The sequence below is a fragment of the Streptomyces catenulae genome (genome assembly GCF_000718015.1).
GTDB lineage: Bacteria > Actinomycetota > Actinomycetes > Streptomycetales > Streptomycetaceae > Streptomyces > Streptomyces catenulae.
Genome location: NZ_JODY01000030.1, coordinates 153,386 through 167,730 on the forward strand (window position 1 = coordinate 153,386; position 14,345 = coordinate 167,730).

Consider the following 14,345-nt stretch of genomic DNA (forward strand, 5'->3'; position numbering starts at 1 on the left):
GCCGCCGCGGCCTGCCCGTTTGCCGCCGCGCCCCGTCCACCGCACGGACCCCGACCGGTACCGCGAAAACCGAGGGCGGCACCTCCGCACAGGTGCCGCCCTCGTCGGTCCGGAGCCTCGGCACGGCGGTGAGGGTGTGGTGCCGGCCGGTGGTTCCGGTGGGAGTACGGGTGCCGGACGTGTGAGGGCACGGCCGGCACCCGTGGTTCAGCGGCTGTCGCTCCCCTTGGCCTCGGCGGCGGCGCGACCGGCCTCCAGACGGGCGACCGGGATGCGGAACGGCGAGCAGGAGACGTAGTCGAGTCCGGCCTCGTGGAAGAAGTGCACGGACTCCGGGTCGCCGCCGTGCTCACCGCAGACACCGAGCTTCAGATCGGGCCGGGTGGCCCGGCCCGCCGCGGCGGCGTTGCGGACCAGCGAGCCGACGCCGTCCTTGTCGATCGTCTCGAAGGGGCTGACGCCGAAGATGCCCTTCTCCAGGTACGCGGTGAAGAAGCTGGCCTCGACGTCGTCGCGGGAGAAGCCCCAGACCGTCTGCGTGAGGTCGTTGGTACCGAAGGAGAAGAAGTCGGCGGACTCGGCGATCTGACCGGCCGTGAGGGCGGCCCGGGGCAGTTCGATCATGGTGCCGAGGGTGAGCTTGAGGCTGACGCCGTGGGCCTTCTCGACCTCGGCGATGACCTGCTCGGCCTCGTCCCGGACGATCTCCAGCTCCTGGACGGTGCCGACCAGCGGAATCATGATCTCCGCCCGCGGGTCGCCCTTGGCCTCCTTGCGCTCGGCCGCGGCCTCCGCGATGGCGCGGACCTGCATGGCGAACAGACCGGGGATGACCAGGCCGAGGCGGACACCGCGCAGACCCAGCATCGGGTTCTGCTCGTGCAGCTTGTGGACGGCCTGGAGGAGGCGGAGGTCGTTCTCGTTGGCGTCCTTGCGGGCCTCGGCGAGCGCGACGCGGACCGACAGCTCGGTGATGTCGGGCAGGAACTCGTGGAGCGGCGGGTCCAGCAGCCGGACGGTGACCGGCAGACCGTCCATCGACTCGAACAGCTCGATGAAGTCGGCCTTCTGGAGCGGCAGCAGCTGCTCCAGGGCGGCGTCCCGGTCGGCGTCGGTGTCGGCGAGGATCAGCCGCTCGACCATCTCGCGGCGCTCACCGAGGAACATGTGCTCGGTGCGGCACAGGCCGATGCCCTGGGCGCCGAACCGGCGGGCGCGCGCGGCGTCCTCGGCGTTGTCGGCGTTGGCGCGGACCCGCAGACGGCGGACCCGGTCCGCGTACGCCATGATCCGGTGGACGGCCTTGACCAGTTCGTCGGCGTCGTCGGCACCGGCGTGCATCCGGCCCTCGAAGTACTCGACGACCGGGGACGGGACGACGGGCACCTCGCCGACGTAGACCTTGCCGGTCGAACCGTCGATGGAGACGGTGTCGCCCTCCTCGACGACCACGCCGTCCTGCGTCGTCATCCGGCGGCGCTTGGTGTCGACCTCCAGCTCCTCGGCGCCGCAGACACAGGTCTTGCCCATGCCGCGGGCGACGACGGCGGCGTGCGAGGTCTTGCCGCCGCGGGAGGTGAGGATGCCCTCCGCGGCGATCATGCCGTTGAGGTCGTCGGGGTTGGTCTCCCGGCGGATGAGGATGACCTTCTCACCCGAGCGGGACCACTTGACCGCGGTGTACGAGTCGAAGACAGCCTTGCCGACGGCGGCGCCCGGCGAGGCGGCGATGCCGCGGCCGATGGTGTCGGCCTTGGCGCCCAGGTCGAAGCGGGGGAACATCAGCTGCGCCAGCTGCGCGCCGTTGACCCGCTGGAGGGCCTCGGCCTCGTCGATGAGTCCCTGGTCGACGAGTTGGGTGGCGATGCGGAAGGCGGCACCGGCGGTGCGCTTGCCGACCCGGGTCTGGAGCATCCAGAGCTTGCCGCGCTCGATGGTGAACTCGATGTCGCACAGGTCCTTGTAGTGCGTTTCGAGCGTCTCCATGATCTGCATCAGCTGGTCGTACGACGCCTTGTCGATCCGCTCCAGGTCCGCAAGCGGGACCGTGTTGCGGATACCGGCGACGACGTCCTCGCCCTGCGCGTTCTGGAGGTAGTCGCCGTAGACGCCCTGGTGGCCGCTGGCCGGGTCGCGGGTGAAGGCGACGCCGGTGCCGGAGTCCGGGCCGAGGTTGCCGAAGACCATCGAGCAGACGTTGACCGCGGTGCCGAGGTCGCCGGGGATGCGCTCCTGGCGGCGGTAGAGCTTGGCGCGGTCGGTGTTCCACGAGTCGAAGACCGCGCGGACGGCGAGGTCCATCTGCTCGCGCGGGTCCTGCGGGAAGTCCCGGCCGGTCTCCTTGGCGACGATGCCCTTGAACTGCTCGACCAGCGTCTTGAGGTCGCCCGCGTCGAGGTCGACGTCGACGGTGACGCCCTTGGCCTTCTTCGCCTCCTCCAGCGCCTCCTCGAAGAGGTCGCCGTCGACGTCCAGCACAGTCTTGCCGAACATCTGGATGAGGCGGCGGTAGGAGTCCCACGCGAACCGCTCGGATCCGGCCTGCTGCGCCAGACCGCCGACCGAGGCGTCGGAGAGGCCGATGTTGAGGACGGTGTCCATCATGCCGGGCATGGAGAACTTCGCACCCGAACGCACCGATACGAGCAGGGGGTTGTCGGCCTGGCCGAGCTTCTTGCCCATCTGCTGCTCAAGGGCGTCCAGGTGGTGCGAAACCTCGGCACGGAGTGCCGCGGGCTCCTCCCCGCTCTCCAGGTAGACCTTGCAGGCTTCGGTGGTGATGGTGAAGCCGGGCGGGACCGGGAGACCGAGGTTCGTCATCTCGGCGAGGTTGGCGCCCTTGCCACCCAGCAGGTCCTTGAGGTCCCTGTTGCCCTCGGTGAAGTCGTACACGAACTTCGCGGACGCAGGCTTGGTTACGTGGGGATTCTGTGTTTCCGACACGGGACTGGACTCCTCGCGGATGGCTGCCCTGACGGCGAGGAACATACCCAGATCGAAGGCATCTGGGTACGTCCACTTGGTCGACATGCGTACGTAACCGCCCGTCCGCCACCGGATCGAAAGGAATATCTCCTTGACGGGTGAATACATCACTTGAACGGACGAGTGCGGAGCGTTGCGGAATTGCCGAGTGTCCTCGCTCTCCGTCCACCAATTCGTACAGCCAATGAACATCAACTACGTGGCACCCAGTGCCAGCATTGGAGAGGTGGATCCCCCTACGGGTTGCTCATCTGAGCGCAAGGGTTATCAGGGGTGGCGAGAATCACGCGCTCGGACGGGCTACGGTCCCATCATTCGAGCGCCCACGGGTCCGGATCCGGGTCCGCGCCGGGTGGTCGGGGCGCCCGGTCGGCCGATGCCTCCGGGCGGCGGCGGCCACGGGCGGGAAAGCTGGCGGGGAGGCAGCACCCCACGGCAAGGAGTGAGCGATGGCCCGCCCGCACGACAGCCACGGCACCGGACCCGAGGACGCCGCATCCGCTACCGCCACCGGCGAGGGCGTCGGCAACACCGCCTACGGCCGTCAACCCTTCTCCCGCTCCCGCAGCCACTTCGCCGACCGCATCACCGCCGACGGCGGCTCCGGCTGGCCGGTCGAGGCGGGGCGCTACCGGCTGATCGTCAGCCGCGCCTGCCCCTGGGCGAGCCGGGCGGTGATCTCCCGGCGGCTGCTCGGACTGGAGTCCGCGCTGTCCATGGGGATCGTCGACCCGATCCAGGACGACCGCAGCTGGCGCTTCACCCTCGACCCCGGCGACCGCGACCCGGTCCTCGGCATCCGCTTCCTGAGCGAGGCGTACGACCGGCGGGAGACCGGATACCCGGGCGGGGTGAGCGTCCCGGCGGTCGTGGACGTACCGACCGGGCAGCTCGTCACCAACGATTTCCAGCAGATCACGCTCGACCTGGCCACCGAGTGGCGGGAGCTGCACCGGCCCGGGGCGCCCGACCTCTACCCCGAGGCGCTGCGCGCGGAGATCGACGAGGTGATGGAGGGCGTCTACCGGGACGTCAACAACGGCGTCTACCGCGCCGGGTTCGCGACCGGGCAGGCGGAGTACGACACGGCGTACGCGGCGCTCTTCCGGCGGCTGGACCTGCTGTCGGAGCGGCTGGCCGAACGGCGCTACCTCGTCGGGGACAGCATCACCGAGGCCGACATCCGGCTCTTCACCACGCTGGTGCGGTTCGACCCCGTCTACCACGGCCACTTCAAGTGCAACCGCTTCAAACTGTCCGAGGACCCGGTGCTGTGGGCGTACGCGAAGGACCTCTTCCAGACGCCCGGGTTCGGGGACACCGTCGACTTCCACCACATCAAGCAGCACTACTACCGCGTGCACACCGGGGTGAACCCGACCGGGATCGTGCCGGGCGGGCCGGAGCTGGACGGCTGGCTCACCCCGCACCACCGCGAGGAACTGGGCGGCCGCCCGTTCGGCGACGGCACCCCGCCGGGACCGGTACCGGCGGGCGAGGTGGTGCCGCCGGACGGGCGGGCATGAGCGCGGACCGGCCGCGCCCGGCGGCCACCGCGTCCGGTCCGCCGCGCCGCCGCGGCTCAGCCGCCGGAGGTGTCCAGCTCCGCGTCGGCGTCGACGCCCGTGCAGTCGTTGGGGTCGTCGAGCCAGCCGTCGGGCAGGACGACCCGGTCGCGGCCGGAGGTGCGGCCGCGCGGGCCGTCGGCTCCGGCGGGCCAGGGCTGGTCGGCGTCGATCTTGCCGAGCAGGTCCTCCAGCTCCGCGAGGGAGGAGCTGACGGCCAGGCCACGGCGCATCTCGGAGCCGACCGCGAAGCCCTTGGTGTACCAGGCGACATGCTTACGGAAGTCGATCACGCCGCGCTTCTCGTCGCCGATCCACTCGCCGAGCAGCGCCGCATGGCGCACCATCACGGCCGCGACCTCGCCGAACGTCGGCTCGGTGTACTTTCCGGTGCCCTCGAACGCGGCGACCAGATCGCCGAAGAGCCAGGGGCGGCCCAGACAGCCGCGGCCGACGACGACGCCGTCGCAGCCGGTCTCGCGGACCATCCGCAGGGCGTCGTCGGCGCACCAGATGTCGCCGTTGCCGAGCACCGGGATCTCCGGGACGTGCTCCTTGAGGCGGGCGATGGCGTCCCAGTCGGCGGTGCCGCTGTAGTGCTGGGCGGCGGTGCGGCCGTGCAGCGCGATGGCGGTGATGCCCTCCTCGGCGGCGATCCGGCCCGCGTCGAGGTAGGTGAGGTGGCCGTCGTCGATGCCCTTGCGCATCTTCATCGTCACCGGCAGGTTGCCCGCGTTCTTCACCGCGTCGCGCAGGATCGCGCGCAGCAGCGGCCGCTTGTACGGCAGTGCGGAGCCGCCGCCCTTACGGGTCACCTTGGGAACCGGGCAGCCGAAGTTCAGGTCGATGTGGTCGGCGAGGTCCTCTTCGGCGATCATGCGGGCGGCCTTGCCGACGGTGTCCGGGTCGACGCCGTACAGCTGGATCGAGCGCGGCTTCTCGGACGCGTCGAAGTGGATCAGCTGCATGGTCTTCTCGTTCCGCTCGACCAGCGCCCGCGTCGTGATCATCTCGCTGACGAAGAGCCCCTTGCCGCCGGAGAACTCCCGGCACAGCGTCCGGAACGGGGCGTTGGTGATCCCGGCCATGGGCGCGAGCACCACGGGCGGGGACGCCGTGTGCGGTCCGATCTGGAGCGAGGTCATGGCAGGAGGGTTCCTTCGGCGGTCGGGGGCGGTGCGGCGCCGGGGCGACCCGGCGGTGCGACCTCCCATTGTCCCGCATCCGGCGGGCGGCCCCCACAGGCACGTCCCCCACGGGCGGCCGGGGCGCGAGGGGGACCGGAATCCGCCGCCCGGCCGGGCCGCCCCGCGGATATCGTTGTAGCGTTCAACCATGTCTGAGCTGAGCCACCGGCGGCGCCTGCTCGTTCTGGCGATCTGCTGTATGAGCCTGCTGATCGTCAGCCTCGACAACACCGTCCTCAACGTCGCACTCCCCTCCCTCCAGCACGAGCTGCACGCCTCCGTCTCCGGCCTGCAGTGGACCATCGACGCCTACACCCTGGTGCTGGCGTCGCTGCTGATGCTGTCCGGCTCGACCGCGGACCGGCTCGGCCGACGCCGGGTCTTCACCGTGGGCCTGGCCGTCTTCTCCCTCGGCTCGCTGCTGTGCAGCCTCGCGCCGAGCCTCACCTGGCTGGTCGTCTTCCGCATTATGCAGGCCGTCGGCGGGTCGATGCTCAACCCCGTCGCGATGTCGATCATCACCAACACCTTCACCGAACCGCGCGAACGGGCCCGGGCGATCGGTGCGTGGGGCGGTGTCGTCGGCATCAGCATGGCCGCCGGGCCGGTCGTCGGCGGGCTGCTGGTGGAGTCGGTCGGCTGGCGCTCGATCTTCTGGATCAACGTCCCGATCGGCGCCCTGGCCCTCTTCCTCACCCTGCGGTACGTCCCCGAGTCCCGCGCCCCGCGGCCGCGCCGCCCCGACCCGGTCGGCCAGCTGCTGGTGATCGTGCTGCTCGGCGCCCTGACGTACGCGATCATCGAGGCGCCGGAGAAGGGCTGGCTCTCCGCGGAGATCCTGGCGTTCGCCGCCGTCGCGCTGGCGGCGCTCGCCGGACTGATCGGCTACGAGCGGCGGCGCCCAGAACCCCTGATCGACCTGCGGTTCTTCCACAGCCTGCCGTTCAGCGGCGCCACCGTCATAGCGGTCTGCGCCTTCGCGTCGCTCGCCGGGTTCCTCTTCCTCAACACGCTCTACCTGCAGAACATCCGCGGCCACTCCGCCCTGGAGGCGGGGCTCTACATGCTGCCGATGGCCGGGATGACGCTGGTCTGCGCCCCGCTGTCCGGGCGGCTGGTCGGCAACCGCGGGCCGCGGCTGCCGCTGCTGCTCGCGGGGTGGGCGATGGGCGCCAGCGGGCTGATGTTCGCCGCGTTCGACGCCGAGTCGACCACCGCGCTGCTCTTCACCGGGTACGTCCTGTTCGGCATCGGCTTCGGCCTGGTCAACGCGCCGATCACCAACACCGCGGTCTCCGGGATGCCCCGGGCCCAGGCGGGCGTGGCGGCGGCGGTGGCGTCCACCAGCCGCCAGGTCGGCTCGTCGCTGGGGGTCGCGGTGATCGGTGCGGTGCTGGCCGGTGGGGTGCGGGCGGCGGGCCCGGGCGGTGCGGCGAGCGCGGCGGCCGCCGCCGACTTCGTCGCGGCGGCCCGCCCGGCGTGGTGGATCATCGCGGGCTGCGGCGCCGCGGTCCTGCTCCTCGGCGCCCTGACCACCGGCGTCTGGGCCCGTACGACGGCGCTGCGCACCGCCGGACTCTTCGACGGCGAGACGGCGCCGGGGGCGGTACGGGCGGCGGCGCGGGGGTCCGGACCGGGACGCTGAGACGCGGGGGCGGCGGGCCCCGCCCGGCCGTGCCCCGCGCCCCGGGTCGGCGGCCCGCGCCCCGGGTCAGCGTCCCGCCGCCACGCCCAGGAAGCGCAGCACCGCCAGCACCCGGCGGTGGTCCGCGTCCGCCTTCGGCAGGTCGAGCTTGGTGAAGATGCTGTTGATGTGCTTGGCGACGGCGCTCTCGCTCACCACCAGCCGCGCGGCGACGGCGGAGTTGGAGCGGCCCTCCGCCATCAGCTCCAGCACCTCCCGCTCCCGGGCGGTCAGCCGCTCCAGCGGATCGCTCGCCCGCCGGATCAGCAGCTGCGAGACGACCTGCGGATCGAGGGCAGTACCGCCCCCGGCGACCCGGCGCAGCGCCTCGACGAACTCCTCGACGTCCGCGACCCGCTGTTTGAGGAGGTAGCCCACCCCGCCGGTGTGCGCCGCAAGGAGGTCGGCCGCGTACCGCTCCTCGACGTACTGGGAGAGCAGCAGCACCGCGGTGTCCGGGTGCTCCCGCCGGATCGACAGCGCGGCCCGGACGCCCTCGTCCGTGAAACCGGGCGGCATCCGGACGTCCACCACCGCCAGCTCCGGGCGGTGTGCGGCGACGGCGGCCAGCAGCCCGGCCGCGTCCCCCGCCTCGGCGGCGACCGTGAAACCGGCCATCTCCACCACCTTGACCAGCCCGATCCGCAGCAGGACCGAGTCCTCCGCGATCACCGCACGCCGCACGCCGTTCGCCCCCTCGCTCGCGCCGGGCCCGGTGGCGGGCGCCGTCGGCGCGTTCACCCCGGACACGGCAGCTCCACACTCATCGTCGTCGGACCGCCCACCGGGCTGCTCATCCGGAACGTCCCGTCCACCGAACGCACCCGCTGCGCCAGCCCCGTCAGGCCGCTGCCCCGGGCGGGATCGGCCCCGCCCGGCCCGTCGTCGGTGATCACCACCCGCAGTATTCCGCCGATCCGGGCGACCGTCACCTCGGCCCGGGTCGCCTCCCGGGCGTGCTTGGCGACGTTGGTGAGCGCCTCGGAGACGACGAAGTAGGCGACGCCCTCCACGGCGCCGGTCGTCCGCTCCAGGGGATCGACCCGCAGCCGCACCGGCAGCGGCGCCCGGGCGGCGAGCCCCGACAGCGCGGCGTCCAGGCCGAGTTCGTCGAGGACCGCCGGGTGCAGCCCGCGGACGAGATGGTTCAGCTCCTCGATCGCGTCCTTCGCCTCCCGGTGCGCCGCCTCGATGACCTCGCGGGCCTCCGGCGGCAGATCGGTGAGGGTCGCCTTCGCGAGGCCCAGGTTGAGCGCGAGGGAGACCAGCCGCTGCTGGGCGCCGTCGTGGAGATCGCGTTCGATGCGGCGGCGCTCGGCGTCCGCCGCGTCCACCGCCCCGGCGCGGCTCTCGGTCAGATCCTCGACCCGCCGCGCCAACTCGTCGTGGCGGCTGACGCCCAGCACCGCCCTCCCCACCAGGTTCTCCAGCCGGACGAGACCGGCGGCGCCCGGGACGACGGCGGCCAGGGCGAGCAGGCCGAGGCCGGTGAGATAGGTGGCCTGGGTGGTGTAGCCGGGGTGGCCGATGCGCCACTGCCAGGGCAGCGCCCAGATCCACAGCAGCACCGTGGCGGCGGCCACTCCGGTCGCCAGCAGTGCCAGCAGCAGGAGTTCGAGGGTGCCCAGGAGCGGGCCGACCAGCCAGTTGTAGCCGAACTGCCGCCGCAGCCGCCGCAGTCCGAGCCGCGGCAGCTCCACCCCGCACAGCGCCCGGAACCGCCACCGCTGGACCTCGGTGAGGCCCGGACCAGCGGCGCAGAGCAGGGCGAGGGGCGCCATGAGGACCACCGGGGCGTTCGCGTCGCTGCCGGTCAGCGTCGGGCCGATGCACAGCGCCGCCCACAGATACAGCGGGACCACCAGCAGATGCGGCAGCACCCCGGCCGCGACGAAGAGGAGATCACGCCGCAGCCGCGACAGGGCCCGGCGCACCCGGGGCGGAAGGGTCATGCCGGAACCGTACGGGCCGCCCGTACGGGCCCGCCATGCAGCAGGGGACCGGATCGGGGGTGTACCTGGCACCACCCCAGGTCGGGCCCGTGGGCCACCGACACCGGCGGCCGGAATGACCAGGGTGGAGTGCGGGCCCGACGTCCGGGTTCACCGTCACCGCGAAGGACCCGGATCATGACGCTGCTCCTCAACCCGCCAGCCCCGAAGGCCGGTTGGCGCCCGTTCGCCGTGGAGGGGGACCGGTGGCCGGGCCGGGTGCTGACCGGCGCCGGGCTCGCCCTGCTCCCCTGGACCGTCTGCCTCGCCGCCACCCTGCCGCCCGGTCAGGCCGTGGCCTGGGTGACCCTGGACCTCCTGGAGGCCGCGGCCCTGCTGGGCGCGGGCCGCCGACTGCGGCGCGGCGCCCCGGGCCACCGCCGTCCCGCGGCCGCCGCCGCCCTGCTGCTCCTCGTCGACGCCGTCGCGGACGTCACCACCGCCGCACCCGGCGCCGAACTGGCCACCGCCGTCGCCATGGCCCTGGCCACCGAACTCCCGCTGGCGGCGGTGTGCGGGGCGCTCGCGCTACGCCCGGAGCGCCCGGCGGCGCGCTGAGCGGGGAAAGGCCCCGGCCCCGCCCGCAGCGGATGCGGGCGGGGCCGGGGCCACGCTCAGGGGCGGCGGGCCGGAGCCCGCCCGAGGTCAGCAGCCGAGGAGCCGCGCACCCAGGTACGCCTGGATCTGGTCCAGGGAGACGCGCTCCTGCTTCATGGTGTCGCGCTCGCGGACGGTGACCGCGTTGTCGTCGAGGGTGTCGAAGTCGACGGTGACGCAGAACGGGGTGCCGATCTCGTCCTGACGGCGGTAGCGGCGGCCGATGGCGCCCGCGTCGTCGAACTCGATGTTCCAGTTCTTGCGCAGGTCGGCGGCGAGACCCTTGGCCTTCGGCGACAGCTGCGGGTTGCGGGAGAGCGGCAGAACCGCGACCTTGACCGGCGCCAGACGCGGGTCGAGGCGCATGACGGTGCGCTTCTCCATCTTGCCCTTGGCGTTCGGCGCCTCGTCCTCGATGTACGCGTCGAGCATGAAGGCGAGCATCGCGCGGTTCACGCCCGCCGCCGGCTCGATGACGTAGGGGGTCCAGCGCTCGCCGGCCTCCTGGTCGAAGTAGGAGAGGTCCTGACCGGACGCCTTGGCGTGCGCCGACAGGTCGAAGTCGGTGCGGTTGGCGACGCCCTCCAGCTCCGAGAACTCGGTGCCGCCGAAGTTGAAGCGGTACTCGATGTCAGCGGTGCGCTTGGAGTAGTGGGAGAGCTTCTCCTTGGGGTGGTCGTACCACCGGATGTTCTCCTCACGGATGCCGAGGTCGCGGTACCAGTTCCAGCGCTCGGCCATCCAGTACTCGTGCCACTGCTCGTCCTCGCCCGGCTTGACGAAGAACTCCATCTCCATCTGCTCGAACTCGCGGGTGCGGAAGATGAAGTTGCCCGGCGTGATCTCGTTCCGGAACGACTTGCCCATCTGCGCGATGCCGAACGGGGGCTTCTTCCGGGAGGTCTGCTGGACCTGCGCGAAGTTGGTGAAGATGCCCTGCGCGGTCTCGGGACGCAGGTAGGCGACCGAGGCGGTGTCCTGCGAGGGGCCGAGGTGGGTGGAGAGCAGACCGGAGAACTGCTTGGGCTCGGTGAAGCCGCCCTTGTTGCCGCAGTGCGGGCAGTTCAGGTCGGCCAGACCGTTGGCGGGGAGGCGGCCGTGCTTCGCCTCGTACGCCTCCTCCAGGTGGTCGGCGCGGAAGCGCTTGTGGCAGGAGGTGCACTCGGTGAGCGGGTCGGTGAAGGTGGCGACGTGGCCGGACGCCTGCCAGACCTCGGGGGCCAGGATCACCGACGAGTCGATACCCACGACGTCCTCGCGCGAGGTGACCATCGCGCGCCACCACTGGCGCTTGAGGTTCTCCTTCAGCTCGACGCCCAGCGGACCGTAGTCCCAGGCGGCGCGCGAACCGCCGTAGATCTCACTGCAGGGGTAGACGAAGCCACGGCGCTTGCTCAGGCTGACGATGCTGTCGATCTTGTCGGCGGCCACGGTGCTCTCTTCATTACGACGGCGAACGATGGATGGGCGGCGGCGCTCAGCGCCGGTGCGGGTGAATGATTCAGGTTACCGGCGGGCGTACCCCCCGGGCCAAATCGCCTGGGGCGCCTCTCCGCTTCCTCCCGGTACCACCCGCCCCAGGACCCCGTTCGAACATGTTGTTGACAATCGTTTCCACTTTTGTTGAAAATGACAGTCATGAACACACGCCGTCGCATATCCACCGCAATCCTCGCCGGAGCCTGCGGCCTCGGTCTCCTCGCCCTCTCCGGCTGCTCCACCGCCACGACCGGCGGCAGCGGCGACGGGAAGCTGCGGGTGACGGCGTCCTTCTACCCGATGGAGTTCCTCGCCCGGCAGATCGGCGGCGACCACGTCGAGGTGTCCAACCTCACCAGGCCCGGCGTCGAACCCCACGACCTGGAGCTGTCCCCCAAGCAGACCGGTCAGCTCGGCGAGTCCGGCGCGATCGTCTACCTCAAGGGGCTCCAGCCCGCCGTCGACGAGGCGGTCGCCCAGTCCGGTGTCGCGCACATCGCCGACGCCGCCGCCATGACCACCCTGGAGAAGCACGGCAACGAGGTCGACGGCCACCACCACGGCCACGCCACGACCGGCGCCGACGCCGATCCGCACATCTGGCTCGACCCGGTGAAGTACGCCGAGGTCGCCAAGGGCGTGAACACGACGCTCGCCGAGGCGGACCCCGCCCACAAGGCCGACTTCCAGAAGAACACCAACGCCCTGGTCAAGAAGCTCGACGGGCTGAACGCCGACTTCGAGAAGGGCCTGAAGAACCGCGCGTCGGACACCTTCCTCACCACCCACGCGGCCTTCGGCTACCTCGCCGAGCGCTACGGCCTGACCGAGGAGGCCATCAACGGCCTCGACCCCGAGTCCGAGCCCAGCGCGAACCGCATCAAGAACCTCCACACCGTGGCCGAGAAGCACCATGTCTCGACGGTCTTCTTCGAAACGCTCGCCAACCCGGCCACCGCCAAGGCGCTCGCCGGTGACCTGCACCTGAAGACCGACGTGCTCGACCCCCTGGAGGGGATCACCGACGCCTCCCGCGGCAAGGACTACTTCGGCGTGATGCACGCCAACCTCGCCGCCCTCCAGAAGGCGCTCGGCACCAAGTGACCAGCCACCCCGGGTCCACGACGGAGGCCAGCATGGAAGAAACGTCACCCCCGCGGTCCGACCACCCGGTCATCGCGCTGCGCGGCGCCACCGCGTCGCTCGGCTCCCGGCCCGTGCTGCGCGGCGTCGATCTGACCGTGCGCGCCGGGGAGGTCGTCGCGCTGCTCGGCGCCAACGGCTCCGGCAAGTCCACCGCCGTCCGCTCCGTGATCGGCCAGGTCCCGCTGACCGGCGGCGACCTCACCCTCTTCGGCACGCCGCTGCGCCGCTTCAAGGAGTGGCACCGCGTCGGCTACGTCCCGCAGCGCACCACGGCGGCGGGCGGGGTGCCCGCCACCGTGCGGGAGATCGTCACCTCCGGGCGGCTGGCCCGCAGCCGCTTCGGGCTGCCGCGCCGCGCCGACCGCGAGGCCGTCCACCACGCGCTGGAGCTGGTCGGGATGGCCGACCGCGCCAAGGACTCCGCCACCGCGCTCTCCGGCGGTCAGCACCAGCGGGTGCTGATCGCCCGCGCGCTGGCCGTCGAACCGGAACTGCTGATCATGGACGAGCCGATGGCCGGGGTGGACCTCGCCAGCCAGGAGGTGCTGGCGAGCGCGCTGCGCGAGCAGGTCGCCCGCGGCACCACCGTCCTGCTCGTCCTGCACGAGCTGGGTCCGCTGGAGCCGCTGATCGACCGGGCGGTGGTGCTCCGCGACGGCTGTGTCGTGCACGACGGGCCGCCGCCGGAGGCCGTCGGCCAGCACGCGCTGCCCGGCCACGACCACGTCCACCCGCACGCCGACGACACGGCCCCCGCGACGCTGGGGACGGGACTGCTGAGCTGACATGGAAATCCTGACCTACGCCTTCATGCAGCGGGCCCTGATCGCCGCCCTGATCGTCGGCATCACCGCACCCGCCATCGGCATCTACCTCGTCCAGCGCCGCCAGTCCCTGATGGGCGACGGCATCGGCCATGTCGCCCTCACCGGCGTCGGCCTCGGCTTCCTGATCAACAGCAGCTCGGCGTGGGCCGGTCCGGTGTGGATCGCCACCTTCGTCGCCATCGCCGGCTCCGTCGCCATGGAGCTGATCCGCTGGTACGGCAAGACCCGCGGCGATCTGGCGCTGGCGATGCTGTTCTACGGCGGTATGGCGGGCGGTGTGATGCTGATGAACCTCTCCGACGCCGGGTCCAACGCCAACCTCAGCACCTACCTCTTCGGCTCGATCACCACCGTCTCCGCACAGGACATGACGGCGATCTGTGTGCTGGCCGCGCTGGTCCTGGCGATCACCGTGGGGCTGCGCCGCCAGCTCTTCGCGGTCTGCCAGGACGAGGAGTTCGCCCGCGTCACCGGGCTGCCGGTGCGGCTGCTGAACCTGCTGATCGCGGTGACCGCCGCGGTCACCGTCACCGTCGCGATGCGCGTCGTCGGCCTGCTGCTGGTCTCCGCGCTGATGGTGATCCCGGTCGCCGCCGCCCAGCAGATCAGCCGCAGCTTCGCGGTCACCTTCGCGCTGGCCGTGGCGATCGGCATCGGCGTCACCGTGACCGGCACCGCGACCTCGTACTACGTCGACGTACCGTCCGGCGCGACGATCGTGCTCTTCGCCATCGCCGTCTTCGTCCTCTTCACGCTGCTCGCCGCGCCGCTCGCCCGGAAACGGGCGCGGGCCGCCGCGGGAGGCGCCGACGGGTGCACCCTGGAAGTACCCGGGAGCCGTGCTCCGGCGGACGACGTACGGGTCTGAGCGCCGGTCCGGTCCG

Annotated in this window: 11 protein-coding genes; 6 read left to right on the forward strand and 5 right to left on the reverse strand. The window is 71.8% G+C overall.

Annotated features, from left to right (window positions below; all coding sequences use genetic code 11):
• Positions 1 to 207 precede the first annotated feature (207 nt).
• Positions 208 to 2,988 (reverse strand): pyruvate, phosphate dikinase, encoded by a 2,781-nt coding sequence (gene ppdK, locus IF23_RS0123670; RefSeq protein ID WP_425423878.1) that lies wholly within the window; start codon positions 2,986 to 2,988, stop codon positions 208 to 210.
• Between the two features lie 446 nt (positions 2,989 to 3,434).
• On the opposite strand from ppdK, the gene IF23_RS0123675 reads away from it, so the two are divergent.
• On the forward strand, positions 3,435 to 4,511 hold the full coding sequence (locus IF23_RS0123675) for a glutathione S-transferase family protein (protein WP_030286897.1): 1,077 nt from the start codon (positions 3,435 to 3,437) through the stop codon (positions 4,509 to 4,511).
• Between the two features lie 56 nt (positions 4,512 to 4,567).
• Here the strand turns inward: IF23_RS0123675 and dusB are convergent, their stop codons facing one another.
• Positions 4,568 to 5,695 carry a tRNA dihydrouridine synthase DusB gene (dusB, locus tag IF23_RS0123680; protein WP_030286898.1) on the reverse strand — a complete coding sequence of 376 codons (1,128 nt, stop codon included), beginning with the start codon at positions 5,693 to 5,695 and terminating at the stop codon, positions 4,568 to 4,570.
• A 190-nt stretch (positions 5,696 to 5,885) separates the two neighbouring features.
• On the opposite strand from dusB, the gene IF23_RS0123685 reads away from it, so the two are divergent.
• Positions 5,886 to 7,382, forward strand: a complete 1,497-nt coding sequence (locus IF23_RS0123685) for an MFS transporter (protein WP_030286900.1) — start codon at positions 5,886 to 5,888, stop codon at positions 7,380 to 7,382.
• Positions 7,383 to 7,448: 66 nt separating this feature from the next.
• On the opposite strand, the gene IF23_RS0123690 is transcribed toward IF23_RS0123685, so the two are convergent.
• Together IF23_RS0123690 and IF23_RS0123695 are read right to left on the reverse strand one after the other, a co-directional pair.
• A complete protein-coding gene (locus tag IF23_RS0123690; RefSeq protein WP_030286902.1) occupies positions 7,449 to 8,093 on the reverse strand; it encodes a response regulator in 645 nt (214 codons plus the stop codon).
• Between the two features lie 65 nt (positions 8,094 to 8,158).
• Positions 8,159 to 9,373 (reverse strand): sensor histidine kinase, encoded by a 1,215-nt coding sequence (locus IF23_RS0123695; protein ID WP_030286910.1) that lies wholly within the window; start codon positions 9,371 to 9,373, stop codon positions 8,159 to 8,161.
• A gap of 177 nt (positions 9,374 to 9,550) precedes the next feature.
• On the opposite strand from IF23_RS0123695, the gene IF23_RS31585 reads away from it, so the two are divergent.
• Positions 9,551 to 9,970, forward strand: coding sequence for a hypothetical protein (locus IF23_RS31585; RefSeq protein WP_051739841.1), 420 nt, complete (start codon positions 9,551 to 9,553; stop codon positions 9,968 to 9,970).
• Positions 9,971 to 10,057: 87 nt separating this feature from the next.
• On the opposite strand, the gene IF23_RS0123705 is transcribed toward IF23_RS31585, so the two are convergent.
• Complete coding sequence (locus tag IF23_RS0123705) at positions 10,058 to 11,440, reverse strand: glycine--tRNA ligase (RefSeq protein ID WP_030286914.1); 1,383 nt, start codon at positions 11,438 to 11,440, stop codon at positions 10,058 to 10,060.
• A 207-nt stretch (positions 11,441 to 11,647) separates the two neighbouring features.
• Between IF23_RS0123705 and IF23_RS0123710 the strand changes: the two genes are divergently transcribed.
• Genes IF23_RS0123710 through IF23_RS0123720 form a run of 3 tightly spaced genes read left to right on the forward strand, consistent with a single transcriptional unit; the run spans position 11,648 to position 14,329 of the window.
• Positions 11,648 to 12,592, forward strand: a complete 945-nt coding sequence (locus IF23_RS0123710) for a metal ABC transporter substrate-binding protein (protein ID WP_030286916.1) — start codon at positions 11,648 to 11,650, stop codon at positions 12,590 to 12,592.
• A 32-nt stretch (positions 12,593 to 12,624) separates the two neighbouring features.
• Entirely contained in the window at positions 12,625 to 13,419 is a 795-nt protein-coding gene (locus IF23_RS0123715; RefSeq protein ID WP_030286918.1) for a metal ABC transporter ATP-binding protein, read from the forward strand.
• Between the two features lies 1 nt (position 13,420).
• On the forward strand, positions 13,421 to 14,329 hold the full coding sequence (locus tag IF23_RS0123720) for a metal ABC transporter permease (RefSeq protein WP_030286920.1): 909 nt from the start codon (positions 13,421 to 13,423) through the stop codon (positions 14,327 to 14,329).
• The last annotated feature ends 16 nt before the right edge of the window (positions 14,330 to 14,345 follow it).

Bases quoted from the DNA above. Each gene is read 5' to 3' on its own strand.
- ppdK (WP_425423878.1), bottom strand. From the start codon at position 2,988: ATGTTCCTCGCCGTCAGGGCAGCCATCCGCGAGGAGTCCAGTCCCGTG.
- IF23_RS0123675 (WP_030286897.1), top strand. From the start codon at position 3,435: ATGGCCCGCCCGCACGACAGCCACGGCACCGGACCCGAGGACGCCGCA.
- dusB (WP_030286898.1), bottom strand. From the start codon at position 5,695: ATGACCTCGCTCCAGATCGGACCGCACACGGCGTCCCCGCCCGTGGTG.
- IF23_RS0123685 (WP_030286900.1), top strand. From the start codon at position 5,886: ATGTCTGAGCTGAGCCACCGGCGGCGCCTGCTCGTTCTGGCGATCTGC.
- IF23_RS0123695 (WP_030286910.1), bottom strand. From the start codon at position 9,373: ATGACCCTTCCGCCCCGGGTGCGCCGGGCCCTGTCGCGGCTGCGGCGT.
- IF23_RS31585 (WP_051739841.1), top strand. From the start codon at position 9,551: ATGACGCTGCTCCTCAACCCGCCAGCCCCGAAGGCCGGTTGGCGCCCG.
- IF23_RS0123710 (WP_030286916.1), top strand. From the start codon at position 11,648: ATGAACACACGCCGTCGCATATCCACCGCAATCCTCGCCGGAGCCTGC.
- IF23_RS0123715 (WP_030286918.1), top strand. From the start codon at position 12,625: ATGGAAGAAACGTCACCCCCGCGGTCCGACCACCCGGTCATCGCGCTG.
- IF23_RS0123720 (WP_030286920.1), top strand. From the start codon at position 13,421: ATGGAAATCCTGACCTACGCCTTCATGCAGCGGGCCCTGATCGCCGCC.